Below are 11,499 nucleotides of genomic sequence, written 5' to 3' on the forward strand. Positions count from 1 at the left end.
TCCAGCACCGGACCGGACCAGCGCAGCCCTCTCACCCGGACGGGTCAGGATCACGGTGGCGTCGCCGAATCGTGATCCGAGACATCGCGCCAGCCCACTGCGCCGTCGGGGGTGCGCAGGTAGGGTCGAGGACACAGGAGGTGCGCTCATGTCGACATCCAGTTCCACCGGCTCCTCGGGCGAGAGTCCCGAGGAGCTCCGTGCCCAGGTCCGCTTCCTCGAGGCCGAGGTCGCCGACCTCCGCCGCCGTGCGGGCGACGCGCCCGGTTCGTCCCGGGGTCTCGAGCTGCGGCTCGCCGACGCCCAGCGCTCGCTGGCGGCGTTGACGTCGCAGAACGAGCGGTTGGCGCAGACCCTGCGCGACGCCCGCGACCAGATCATGAAGCTGAAGGAGGAGGTCGACCGGCTGGCGCAGCCGCCGGCGGGCTTCGGCACCTTCCTGCAGCGCAACGACGACGACACCATCGACGTCTTCACCGGCGGCCGCAAGCTGCGCGTCAACGTGAGCCCGAACGTCGAGCTCGACTCCCTGCGCCGCGGCCAGGAGGTCATGCTCAACGAGGCCCTCAACGTCGTCCTCGCGCTGGAGTTCGAGCGCACGGGCGAGGTCGTCATGGTCAAGGAGGTCATGGCCGACGGCGAGCGGGCGCTCGTCATCGCCGGGGCCGACGAGGAACGGGTCGTGCGGCTCGCCGAGCCGTTGCTCACCGAGACCATCCGCGCCGGCGACTCGCTGCTGCTGGACTCCCGGGCCGGCTACGTCTACGAGAAGGTGCCGAAGTCGGAGGTCGAGGAGCTCGTCCTCGAGGAGGTCCCCGACATCGCCTACGAGTCGATCGGCGGTCTGGGCAACCAGATCGAGATGATCCAGGACGCCGTCGAGCTGCCCTACCTGCACCCCGAGCTGTTCGCCGAGCACGAGCTCAAGCCGCCCAAGGGCATCCTGCTCTACGGCCCTCCGGGCTGCGGCAAGACGCTGATCGCGAAGGCGGTCGCGAACTCGCTGGCCAAGAAGGTCGCGGCGAAGACCGGCGCCGAGGGGAAGTCCTACTTCCTCAACATCAAGGGCCCCGAGCTGCTCAACAAGTACGTCGGCGAGACCGAGCGGCACATCCGCCTGGTCTTCCAGCGGGCGCGCGAGAAGGCCAGCCAGGGCACCCCGGTCATCGTGTTCTTCGACGAGATGGACTCCCTGTTCCGCACCCGCGGCTCGGGTGTCTCCTCCGACGTGGAGAACACGATCGTCCCGCAGCTGCTCAGCGAGATCGACGGCGTCGAGACCCTCGAGAACGTGCTGGTCATCGGTGCGTCCAACCGCGAGGACATGATCGACCCCGCGATCCTGCGGCCCGGCCGTCTCGATGTGAAGATCAAGATCGAGCGTCCCGACGCCGAGTCCGCGCGCGACATCTTCAGCAAGTACCTCACCGCACGGCTCCCGCTGCACGCCGACGACGTCGCCGAGTTCGGCGGCGACCCGCAGGCGTGCGTCGAGGGCATGATCCGGGCCACGGTCGAGCGGATGTACGCCGAGACCGAGGAGAACCGTTTCCTCGAGGTCACCTACGCCAACGGCGACAAGGAGGTCCTGTACTTCAAGGACTTCAACTCCGGCGCGATGATCCAGAACATCGTCGACCGCGCCAAGAAGATGGCGATCAAGGACCTCCTCGAGCACCAGCAGCGGGGTCTGCGGGTCAGCCACCTGCTCCAGGCGTGCGTGGATGAGTTCAAGGAGAACGAGGACCTCCCGAACACCACGAACCCCGACGACTGGGCCCGCATCTCGGGCAAGAAGGGCGAGCGGATCGTCTTCATCCGCACGCTCATCACGGGCAAGCAGGGCACCGAGCCGGGCCGCTCCATCGACACGGTCTCCAACACCGGCCAGTACCTCTGAGCCGGTTCGGACAGAACCACCGGGAACCCCTGAGGCTGCGGCCTCAGGGGTTCCTTACGTTCGCGGTCGGGATGCTCTCAGCCGGTCGACCTACGGTGGCCGAGGTGGCGCGAGGGTCGCGCGCACCGGGAGGAGTCGCCGGATGGGTGTCGCCGAGATCGTCGCCGTGGTGGCGGTCCTCGTCATCGGGGTTACGGCCCTGTTCGGACGCACCGTGCGCCGCGACCAGCGCGACGGACTGATCGTCGTCCCGGCCGCCACTGCTCCGCCACCAGCGGCACCCGAGCCGCCTCGGGGCGACCCGGAGGATGCTCAGTAGGAGTGCGGGACGGCGAGCACGGCCTCGATCGTGGGAAGGTCGAACGGTTCGCCCAGCCACGCGAAGAGCGCGCTCAGCCGTGACGGATCGGTGATGTAGTCGTCGTAGCGCACGTGGAACGCGGCGTCCCCGAGATGCTCGAGCAGCAGCATGAGCCGCTGTTCGGACTCCACCAGGATCTCCAGCGGGTTCTCCAGATCCGACCAGATCTTGCTGCGCGAGACCGCGTCGAGGTCACGGGTGTTGACGACGAACCGGGCGCCGGGGAAGACCTCGCGCATCCAGTCGACGTAGCCGAGGAGATCCTCGAGGTTGTAGCGGATCTCCTTGAATCCCGTAACCCGCGTATCCGGCTCGGGGCGCAGCAAGGTGTCGACGACCATCGTGCGGGCATGGTCGAGCGAGCGCCTGACGGCGAAGTCCTCGATGCCGTAGAACGGGGTCGAGGGCCCGGAGGGCTCGGTGACGCCCTGACGTCGCCGGCGTCGCCGGTTGGACCGACGCTTGGCGGCGGCGACGGTGTGGAAGCGGTAGAGATGTTCGACGACGCCGAGATTCTCACCGCGGACGAGATAGCCCGGGATGCTGTTGAGGATGCCTTGCAGCAGGGTGGAGCCCGACCGGGCGTAGGTGACGATGAAGACGTACCCCAGGTCGGCGACCTCGGTGCGCGGATCCTCCACCTCGACCCGAGCCGCTCGCTCGTCGCGTCTCGATCCAGCACCCCACATCGCCGTGCACCACGCTCCTCGCTCCTCGGACGGACCCATCCTGTCAGGTGCCGCCCGACCCCGTAGGCTCGATCCATGACCGTGCGCCGCGTGATGGGGACCGAGGTCGAGTACGGCATCGCCGTCCAGGGGCAGCCCCTGGCCAACCCGATGGTGGCCTCCTCCCAGATCGTCAACGCCTACGCGAGCGCGACCCTGACCGCTCGCCGCGCGCGATGGGACTTCGAGGAGGAGTCCCCGCTGCGCGACGCGCGCGGGTTCGACATGTCGCGGCACGTGGCCGACCCCTCGCAGCTCACCGACGAGGACCTCGGCCTGGCCAACGTCATCCTCACCAACGGCGCCCGGCTCTACGTCGACCACGCCCACCCGGAGTTCTCCACCCCCGAGGTGACCACGCCGCTCGACATCGTGCGCTGGGACAAGGCCGGCGAGCAGGTCATGCTGGACGCCGCCCGTCGCGCGGCCGTGCTGCCCGGCGGCTCGCCGATCGTGCTCTACAAGAACAACACCGACAACAAGGGCGCCTCCTACGGCGCCCACGAGAACTACCTGATGCGGCGTTCGACCGCGTTCGCCGAGATCGTCCGCCACCTGACCCCCTTCTTCGTGAGCCGTCAGGTCGTGTGCGGGGCCGGTCGGGTGGGCATCGGGCAGGACGGTCGTGAGCACGGCTACCAGATCAGCCAGCGCGCGGACTTCTTCGAGGTCGAGGTCGGTCTCGAGACCACCCTCAAGCGACCCATCATCAACACCCGCGACGAACCGCACGCCGACCCCGACAAGTACCGCCGCCTGCACGTGATCATCGGGGATGCGAACCTCGCCGAGATCTCCACCTACCTCAAGGTCGGTACGACCTCCCTCGTGCTCGCGATGATCGAGGATCGCTTCATCACCCGCGACCTCGCCGTCGACGGCCCCGTCGCCGCCCTGCGCGCCGTCTCCCACGACCCGACCCTGCGCCACCTCGTCACGCTCCAGGACGGCCGCAAGCTCACCGCCGTCCAGCTCCAGCTGGAGTACCTCGACCTCGCCCGCAAGTACGTGGAGGACCGCTTCGGTCAGGACGTCGACGCCGAGACCCGCGATGTCCTCGAACGCTGGGAGTCGGTGCTCGACCGCCTCGAGAACGACCCGATGACGCTGGCCGGCGAGCTCGACTGGGTCGCCAAGTACAAGCTGCTCCTGCAGTACCGCGACCGCGACGGCCTGGACTGGGACGACGCCAAGCTCCAGCTGATCGACCTCCAGTACAGCGACATCCGGCCCGAGAAGGGCCTCTACCACCGCCTCGTCGCCGGCGGCCGCATCCAGCGCCTCCTCGACGACGCCGCCGTCGAGGAGGCCATGCACGAGCCGCCGCACGACACGCGGGCCTACTTCCGGGGCCGCTGCCTGGAGAAGTACGCCGACGCGGTGGCCGCGGCGTCCTGGGATTCGGTCATCTTCGACCTGCCCGGCCGCGAATCGCTCCAGCGCATCCCGACCATCGACCCCCTGCGTGGCACCCGGGCCCACGTCGGCAGCCTCATCGAGGAGTCCGCGACCGCCGCCGACCTCTTCGCCCGCCTCACCCGCTGACCGGCGCGGCGACACGCACCCCGCGCGGCTCCGCTGAGAGCGAACGCGCGCGCCGCACCCCTGTGCGATGCCGGGGGAGTGGATAGTGTCGGACCATGGCACAGGAGCAGAAGCAGCCGAAGCGGTCGGGTGAGACCGACGAGGCCACGCAGGATGTCACCGAGACCGACGTCGCGGAGCGCAAGGAGGCCCTCGACGCCGACGTGGACGACATCCTCGACGAGATCGACGACGTCCTGGAGACGAACGCCGAGGACTTCGTGAAGTCGTTCATCCAGAAGGGCGGAGAATGAGCGACCCCCGCCTGCCGGACGCCTACCTGTCGTCCGGCACCTCGTCGTTCGCCGACTTCCTGGGCGCCCAGGCGCCCGACCTGCTGCCGGGCCGTCGTGCCCTCCCGCCGGGACAGGTCGGCGAGCTCGCCCCCCACGGCACGACGATCGTCAGCCTGACCTTCCCCGGCGGCGTCCTGATCGCCGGCGACCGCCGCGCGACGATGGGCAACATGATCGCCTCGCGCGACATCGAGAAGGTCTACCCGACCGACGAGTACAGCGCGGGCGGCTTCGCCGGCACCGCGGGCCTGGCGATCGAGCTGATGAAGCTCTTCCAGGTCGAGCTCGAGCACTACGAGAAGATCGAGGGCACCTCGCTCTCCTTCGACGGCAAGGCCAACCGGCTCGCCACCCTCATCCGCGGCAACCTCGGCATGGCGATGCAGGGCCTGGCCGTCGTGCCACTCTTCGTCGGCTACGACCTCGCCGCCGGCAAGGGCCGCATCTTCAGCTACGACGTCACCGGCGGGCGCTACGAGGAGACCGGCTACCACGCCGTCGGTTCGGGCTCGATCTTCGCCAAGGGCTCGTTGAAGAAGCTCTTCCGCCCCGATCTCACCGAGGCCGAGGCCGTCACCATCGCCGTCGAGGCGCTCTACGACGCCGCCGACGACGACTCCGCGACCGGCGGGCCCGACTTGACCCGGCGGCTGTTCCCGATCGTCCACGTCATCACCGCCGAGGGCGGACGCCGCCTCACCGAGGAGAGCGTCGCCGAGACCGCCAACCGTGTGGTGGCGGCCCGCATGGGCCAGCCCGACGGCCCCGTCGCGGCCCTCGGCGCCGCCGCCCCGGCCGGGGCGCTGGAGCAGGGAGGTGCCTCCGCATGAGCATGCCGTTCTACGTCTCGCCCGAGCAGTTGATGAAGGACCGCGCCGACTTCGCGCGCAAGGGCATCGCCCGCGGCCGGTCGGTCGTGGCGGTCCAGTACGCCGACGGCATCCTCTTCGCCTCCGAGAACCCCTCGCAGGCCCTGCACAAGGTCTCGGAGATCTACGACCGCATCGCCTTCGCGGCGGTCGGCCGCTACAACGAGTTCGAGAACCTGCGCATCGCGGGCGTCCGGCTGGCCGACATGCGCGGCTACGCCTACGACCGGCGCGACGTCACGGGTCGGGGCCTGGCCAACGCCTACGCCCAGACCCTCGGCGCGGTGTTCTCCAGCGGCGGCGAGAAGCCCTACGAGGTCGAGCTGTTCGTCGGCGAGGTGGGCGACACCGCCGCCGACGACCAGATCTACCGCCTCACCTACGACGGGCAGGTCGCCGACGTCCACCAGTACGCCGTCATGGGCGGCGCCGCCGAATCGGTCGCGGCCTACCTGGAGGAGCGCTACGCCGAGGGCGCACCGCTCGCCGAGGCGCTGAAGCTGGCAGTCGCGGCGCTGGGCCACACCGACACCGAGGACCGTGCCATCGCGGTCGGCGACCTCGAGGTCGCCGTCCTCGACCGCACGCGGGTGCAGCCGCGGAAGTTCGCCCGGTTGGCCCCGGCCCGGCTCGAATCCCTCCTGTCCTGAGGATCGGGCGCGTAGGGTCGGGGTATGGACCGCCGGATCTTCGGGATCGAGAACGAGTACGGCGTCACGTGCACGTTCAAAGGACAGCGTCGCCTCAGTCCTGACGAGGTCGCCCGCTACCTGTTCCGCAAGGTCGTGAGCTGGGGGCGCAGCAGCAACGTCTTCCTGCGCAACGGTGCCCGGCTCTACCTCGACGTCGGCAGCCACCCCGAGTACGCCACGCCCGAGTGCGACGACATCGTCGAGCTGGTCACCCACGACAAGGCCGGCGAGCGCATCCTCGAGGGGCTGCTCATCGACGCCGAGCAGCGGCTGCACGACGAGGGCATCGCGGGCGAGATCTACCTGTTCAAGAACAACACCGACTCCGCCGGCAACTCCTACGGCTGCCACGAGAACTACCTGGTCAGCCGATCCGGTGAGTTCAGCAGGCTCGCCGACGTCCTCATCCCCTTCCTGGTGACCCGCCAGATCATCGTGGGCGCCGGCAAGGTCACCCAGACCCCGCGGGGCGCCTCCTACAGCGTCAGCCAGCGTGCCGAGCACATCTGGGAGGGCGTCTCCTCGGCCACCACCCGCAGCCGCCCGATCATCAACACCCGCGACGAGCCGCACGCCGACGCCGAGAAGTACCGCCGTCTGCATGTGATCGTCGGCGACTCCAACATGAGCGAGACGACGACGATGCTCAAGGTCGCCAGCTGCGACCTCGTGCTGCGGATGATCGAGGAGGGCGTGGTGATGCGCGACCTCACGATGGAGAACCCCATCCGGGCCATCCGCGAGATCTCCCACGACGTCAGCGGACGCCGCAAGGTCCGCCTGGCCAACGGCCGGGAGGCCAGTGCGCTCGACATCCAGCACGAGTACCTCTCCAAGGCCCGCGACTTCGTCGACCGACGCGGCATCGCCACTCCCACCCTCGAGCGGGCCCTCGACCTGTGGGAGCGCGGCCTGAAGGCCGTGGAGTCCGACGACCTCAGCCTGGTCGACCGCGAGATCGACTGGGTCATCAAGTGGAAGCTGATCGACGCCTACCGGGCCCGCCACGGCCTGCCGCTCGGCCACCCGCGCATCGCCCAACTCGATCTCGCTTACCACGACATCCGGCGCAACCGCGGTCTCTATTACCTGCTGGAGAAGCGCGGGTCGGTCGCCCGGGTGACCAACGACCTGGCGATCTTCGAGGCCAAGTCGATCCCGCCGCAGAACACGCGGGCGCGGCTGCGCGGCGAGTTCATCCGTCGCGCCCAGGAGCGGCGCCGCGACTTCACCGTCGACTGGGTGCACCTCAAGCTCAACGACCAGGCACAGCGCACCGTGCTGTGCAAGGACCCCTTCCGTGCCCACGACGAGCGGGTGCAGCGCCTCATCGACGGCATGTGACGTCCCACGCCGTGCGGCCCCGCCGTCACCGGTCGGACACCGCCTGCTCGTAGGATGCGCTCGGACGGCGCCACGCCGTCCCCCGACGTGACGACGAAGGATGGACCGGTGTCCCGACCCGCCCCCTGGAAGCTCGCCCTCCTGCCCCTGCTGATCGCGCCCGCCCTGGTGGCCTGCGGCAGCGACGACAGCGGCACTGACGCCGGCACCGCCGACGGCCTCGCGGCCGTCTCGGTCACCGGCGACGTGGGCGCCGAGCCGAAGGTGGAGTGGAAGGAGGCCATGGCGGCGGACTCGGAGGACGACACCACGACGGCTGTCACCGGCGACGGGCCCAAGCTCACCGACGCCGACACCGCCCTGGTGGCCCTCACCATCGGCAACGGCTTCGACAAGAAGACCGTCTACTCCAGCTACACCAACGGCTCGGGACTCGAGAGCGTCGACCTCTCCGGCGCCGACACACTGCCGGTGCTCAAGGACAACCTCGTCGGCGCCACGGTCGGCTCGCGCATCCTCGTGACCGCCAACGCCAAGGACGTCTTCAGCGGTGCGGGCAACTCCAGCCTGGGCATCGGCAACGAGGACCCGCTGCTGTTCGTGCTCGACGTGCTCGGGCCGTTCACGCCCTCCGGCACCTTCCCGGCCACCGCGAAGGGCACCGTCCCGGGGGTCACGGTCGACGGCGACGGCAAGCCGACCGGTCTGACGTTCGCGGCCTCCAAGCCCGACCCGAAGCTCGCACTCACCGTGGTCTCGAAGGGCACCGGGCCCGCCGTCACCCTCGACGGCCCGCTCGCGGTCGACTACCTCGGTCAGGTCTACGGCGCGTCCAAGCCGTTCGACCAGTCCTACTCCAAGGGCCAGCCGCTGGTCGGCAAGCTCTCCGGTCTGGTGAAGGGCTGGCAGAAGGAGCTGGTCGGGCTCCCGGCCGGCAGCCGGGTGCTGCTCTCGATCCCGCCGAAGTACGGCTACGGCAGCGCCGGCCAGCCGAGCGCGGGCATCAAGGGCACCGACACCATCGTCTTCGCCATCGACATCCTCGCCGCCGGCTGAGGTCGGGGCGCGGGGTAGCACGAGCGCACGATGAGCGTCCGGAAGAGCGAGCGGCTGCTCAACCTGCTCATCATGCTGCTCGTCCAGCGCCACTACGTGCCCAAGTCGCGCATCCGGTCGATCCTCTACCCCGACGCCTCCGACGAGGCCTTCGACCGGATGTTCGACCGTGACAAGGACGAGTTGCGCAGCCTCGGCGTCCCGATCGAGGTCGGCCAGCTGGACCCGCTCTTCGACGACGAGCCCGGCTACCGCATCCGGCCCGACCGTTTCGCCCTGCCGCCGGTGAGCCTCGAACCCGATGAGGCCGCCGTCGTCGGTCTGGCGACCCGGGTCTGGGAACACGCCAAGCTCGCCGAGGCGACCTCGGAGGCGGTGCGCAAGCTCACGGCGCAGGGTCTGGAGGTCGATCTCGCGGCGCTGGAGATCGCCCAACCGCGGCTCAGTGCCGACGAGCCGGTCTTCGACGTGTTCTGGGAGGCCGTGCAGGCCCGGCAGGCGGTGGTCTTCGACTACCGACGCACGGGTGAGACAACCACGACACGACGCCATCTCCAGCCGTGGGGGGTGGCTCGGCATGCGGGGCGCTGGTACGTCGTCGGATTCGACGTCGACCGCGGTGACGAGCGGGTCTTCCGGCTCTCCCGGGTCGTCGGGGACGCGCGCACGGTCGGGGAGCCCGGTGCGTACGAGGTGCCGGCCGGTACCGATGTGCGGGCCGTGGCCCGTCGACTGGCGCCGCCCCCCGAGCGCACCCGGATCAGCCTGCTGGTGCGACCCGACGCCGGGCACTCCCTGCGCACGGGCGCCGACAGCATCCAGACCGGTGTGACCGGCCCCGACGGAGCGGACGATTGGCACCGGGTGGTGCTGACCCGCAGCCCGTTCGGGATGGTCGACGAGGTGCTCGCGCACGGCGCCGACGTCGTCGTCGAGGAGCCCGCGGAGCTCCAGGATCGAGTCGTCGCCCGCCTGCGCGCAGCACTCGCAGGCTTCCCGCCGGCTGAGGTGACGCGGTGAGCGAGCGGAGCGAGCGAGCCATCGAGTGCGTCATCGCGACCGGAGCGCCAGCGGAGGTGACGCGGTGAGCGAGCGGAGCGAGCGAGCCATCGAGTGCGTCATCGCGACCGGAGCGCCAGCGGAGGTGACGCGGTGAGCGTGTGGACGAGGTCGGTGGTCGGGGTGGGAGGCGCTCTGGCGCCGACCCGCCAGACCCCGGGAGTGGCGCAGGGCGGTGGGTACCGTGGCGGCGAGGGTGCGGGGGTCTCGCGGCTCCTCGCTGGCGCTCGTCGCACCTCGACCACCGGATGCGCGGAGGCGCTGTCATGAGCGAGCGACCGATCGCCCGGGCGGCGAACTCCAAGGATCAGGTCGCCCGACTCCTGACGCTGGTGCCCTACCTCCACGCCCGCGACAGCGTGCACCTGGAGGAGGCGGCGAGGGCCCTCGACGTCACGCCCCGTCAGCTGCTGCGCGACCTCAAGGTGCTGCTCATGTGCGGGTTGCCGGGCGGCTATCCCGACGACCTGATCGACGTCGACCTCGACGCGCTGGAGGGCCCGGACGGCGACGGCGTCATCCGCGTGTCCAACGCCGAGTACCTCGCGCGTCCGCTACGGCTGACCCCGACCGAGGCCACGGCGGTGGTCGTGGCGCTCCGGGCGCTGCGCAACGGTGCGGGAGAGGAGACCCGCGAGATCGTCGACCGCACGCTGGCCAAGCTCGACACGGCGCTGGCCGAGGGCTCGGCCGCGGCGTTGATCGATCCGGGCGCGCCGGTCACCGACGCCGCCCAGGACGCCCTCGGCGCCGATCTCGAGCGCGCCGCCCGCGACGCCGTCCAGGTGCGCTTGGCCTATTTCGTTCCGGCGCGCGACGAGGTCTCCGAGCGCACGGTCGACCCGCGCGGTGTCGTCACCTCCGGCGGTCAGCGCTATCTCGACGCGTGGTGCCACACCGCCGAGGCTCCGCGTCTGTTCCGGCTCGACCGCATCCGCAGTGCCGAGGTGACCGCCGAGCCGGTCCTCACCGAGCCCGAGCCGCCCCGCGATCTCGCCGACGGCCCCTTCACGCCGGCTTCCCGCACCCGCACGGTCGCCCTCGAGCTCGCCCGCGAGGCGCGCTGGGTGGTCGAGTACTACCCGGTCGAGCAGGCCGAGGAGCTCGGCGAGGGCCGCTTGATGGTGCGGATGCGGGTGGCCGACGACGCGTGGCTCCATCGCCTGCTCCTGCGCCTGACGCCGTTCGCGCGGGTCGTCGAGCCGGACGGTTTCCACGATGCTCACCTTCGGGCCGTACAGTCGGCGTTGCACCGGTACGACCCCCCGCTCGACACCGTGGTCGTAGACTGATCACGAGCTCGTTTCACCTCACCGATGACTGGAGTGCGAACCATGACCAACCCCCTGATCGCGATGCCGCAGGGCGCCGAATGGCTGGTCATCCTGGCCATCGTGGTGCTCGTCTTCGGCGCTGCGAAGCTGCCCGACCTCGCCCGCAGCTCGGGCCAGGCCCTGCGCATCTTCAAGGCCGAGACCAAGAGCCTGCGCGAGTCCGACGACTCCAAGGCCGCCACGCCGACCTCCGAGCTGCCGGGCGTCCAGGACGCCGCGCCCGAGGCTGCGCCGAGCAAGGACCAGAACCAGGCCTGAGCGGCCTGACCTGCTCCA

12 protein-coding genes are annotated in these 11,499 nt (G+C 70.2%); 11 read left to right on the forward strand and 1 reads right to left on the reverse strand.

The window, feature by feature from the left end:
• The first annotated feature begins 148 nt into the window (after positions 1-148).
• Together arc and ABD671_RS17915 are read left to right on the forward strand one after the other, a co-directional pair.
• Positions 149-1,900: a proteasome ATPase gene (gene arc, locus ABD671_RS17910; protein WP_344734808.1), complete on the forward strand. Its 1,752-nt coding sequence runs from the start codon at positions 149-151 to the stop codon at positions 1,898-1,900.
• Between the two features lie 142 nt (positions 1,901-2,042).
• Positions 2,043-2,219, forward strand: coding sequence for a hypothetical protein (locus tag ABD671_RS17915; protein WP_344734809.1), 177 nt, complete (start codon positions 2,043-2,045; stop codon positions 2,217-2,219).
• Here the strand turns inward: ABD671_RS17915 and ABD671_RS17920 are convergent.
• Positions 2,213-2,902: a sulfotransferase gene (locus ABD671_RS17920; protein WP_344734810.1), complete on the reverse strand. Its 690-nt coding sequence runs from the start codon at positions 2,900-2,902 to the stop codon at positions 2,213-2,215. The two genes, ABD671_RS17915 and ABD671_RS17920, sit on opposite strands and share 7 nt — an antisense overlap.
• 123 nt (positions 2,903-3,025) lie before the next feature.
• On the opposite strand from ABD671_RS17920, the gene dop reads away from it, so the two are divergent.
• From dop to tatA, 9 genes are all read left to right on the forward strand, one after another.
• The gene (dop, locus tag ABD671_RS17925) at positions 3,026-4,534 is read left to right on the forward strand and encodes a depupylase/deamidase Dop (protein ID WP_344734811.1); all 1,509 of its coding nucleotides are present in this window, start codon (positions 3,026-3,028) and stop codon (positions 4,532-4,534) included.
• Between the two features lie 95 nt (positions 4,535-4,629).
• Positions 4,630-4,827, forward strand: coding sequence for a ubiquitin-like protein Pup (locus ABD671_RS17930; RefSeq protein WP_344734812.1), 198 nt, complete (start codon positions 4,630-4,632; stop codon positions 4,825-4,827).
• Complete coding sequence (gene prcB / locus ABD671_RS17935) at positions 4,824-5,699, forward strand: proteasome subunit beta (RefSeq protein ID WP_344734813.1); 876 nt, start codon at positions 4,824-4,826, stop codon at positions 5,697-5,699. Before ABD671_RS17930 ends, prcB begins: the two co-directional genes overlap by 4 nt.
• Positions 5,696-6,388: a proteasome subunit alpha gene (gene prcA / locus ABD671_RS17940; RefSeq protein WP_344734814.1), complete on the forward strand. Its 693-nt coding sequence runs from the start codon at positions 5,696-5,698 to the stop codon at positions 6,386-6,388. Before prcB ends, prcA begins: the two co-directional genes overlap by 4 nt.
• A gap of 24 nt (positions 6,389-6,412) precedes the next feature.
• On the forward strand, positions 6,413-7,774 hold the full coding sequence (gene pafA / locus ABD671_RS17945) for a Pup--protein ligase (protein ID WP_344734815.1): 1,362 nt from the start codon (positions 6,413-6,415) through the stop codon (positions 7,772-7,774).
• A 108-nt stretch (positions 7,775-7,882) separates the two neighbouring features.
• Complete coding sequence (locus tag ABD671_RS17950; RefSeq protein ID WP_344734816.1) at positions 7,883-8,830, forward strand: FKBP-type peptidyl-prolyl cis-trans isomerase; 948 nt, start codon at positions 7,883-7,885, stop codon at positions 8,828-8,830.
• Between the two features lie 30 nt (positions 8,831-8,860).
• Entirely contained in the window at positions 8,861-9,850 is a 990-nt protein-coding gene (locus ABD671_RS17955) for a helix-turn-helix transcriptional regulator (RefSeq protein ID WP_344734817.1), read from the forward strand.
• A 305-nt stretch (positions 9,851-10,155) separates the two neighbouring features.
• Positions 10,156-11,181: a helix-turn-helix transcriptional regulator gene (locus ABD671_RS17960; RefSeq protein WP_344734818.1), complete on the forward strand. Its 1,026-nt coding sequence runs from the start codon at positions 10,156-10,158 to the stop codon at positions 11,179-11,181.
• A 42-nt stretch (positions 11,182-11,223) separates the two neighbouring features.
• Positions 11,224-11,481: a twin-arginine translocase TatA/TatE family subunit gene (tatA, locus tag ABD671_RS17965; RefSeq protein WP_344734819.1), complete on the forward strand. Its 258-nt coding sequence runs from the start codon at positions 11,224-11,226 to the stop codon at positions 11,479-11,481.
• The last annotated feature ends 18 nt before the right edge of the window (positions 11,482-11,499 follow it).

The organism is Nocardioides fonticola (genome assembly GCF_039536805.1).
In the GTDB taxonomy this organism is placed as follows: Bacteria; Actinomycetota; Actinomycetes; order Propionibacteriales; family Nocardioidaceae; genus Nocardioides; species Nocardioides fonticola.

Bases quoted from the DNA above. Each gene is read 5' to 3' on its own strand.
- arc (WP_344734808.1), top strand. From the start codon at position 149: ATGTCGACATCCAGTTCCACCGGCTCCTCGGGCGAGAGTCCCGAGGAG.
- ABD671_RS17915 (WP_344734809.1), top strand. From the start codon at position 2,043: ATGGGTGTCGCCGAGATCGTCGCCGTGGTGGCGGTCCTCGTCATCGGG.
- dop (WP_344734811.1), top strand. From the start codon at position 3,026: ATGACCGTGCGCCGCGTGATGGGGACCGAGGTCGAGTACGGCATCGCC.
- ABD671_RS17930 (WP_344734812.1), top strand. From the start codon at position 4,630: ATGGCACAGGAGCAGAAGCAGCCGAAGCGGTCGGGTGAGACCGACGAG.
- prcB (WP_344734813.1), top strand. From the start codon at position 4,824: ATGAGCGACCCCCGCCTGCCGGACGCCTACCTGTCGTCCGGCACCTCG.
- prcA (WP_344734814.1), top strand. From the start codon at position 5,696: ATGAGCATGCCGTTCTACGTCTCGCCCGAGCAGTTGATGAAGGACCGC.
- pafA (WP_344734815.1), top strand. From the start codon at position 6,413: ATGGACCGCCGGATCTTCGGGATCGAGAACGAGTACGGCGTCACGTGC.
- ABD671_RS17955 (WP_344734817.1), top strand. From the start codon at position 8,861: ATGAGCGTCCGGAAGAGCGAGCGGCTGCTCAACCTGCTCATCATGCTG.
- ABD671_RS17960 (WP_344734818.1), top strand. From the start codon at position 10,156: ATGAGCGAGCGACCGATCGCCCGGGCGGCGAACTCCAAGGATCAGGTC.
- tatA (WP_344734819.1), top strand. From the start codon at position 11,224: ATGACCAACCCCCTGATCGCGATGCCGCAGGGCGCCGAATGGCTGGTC.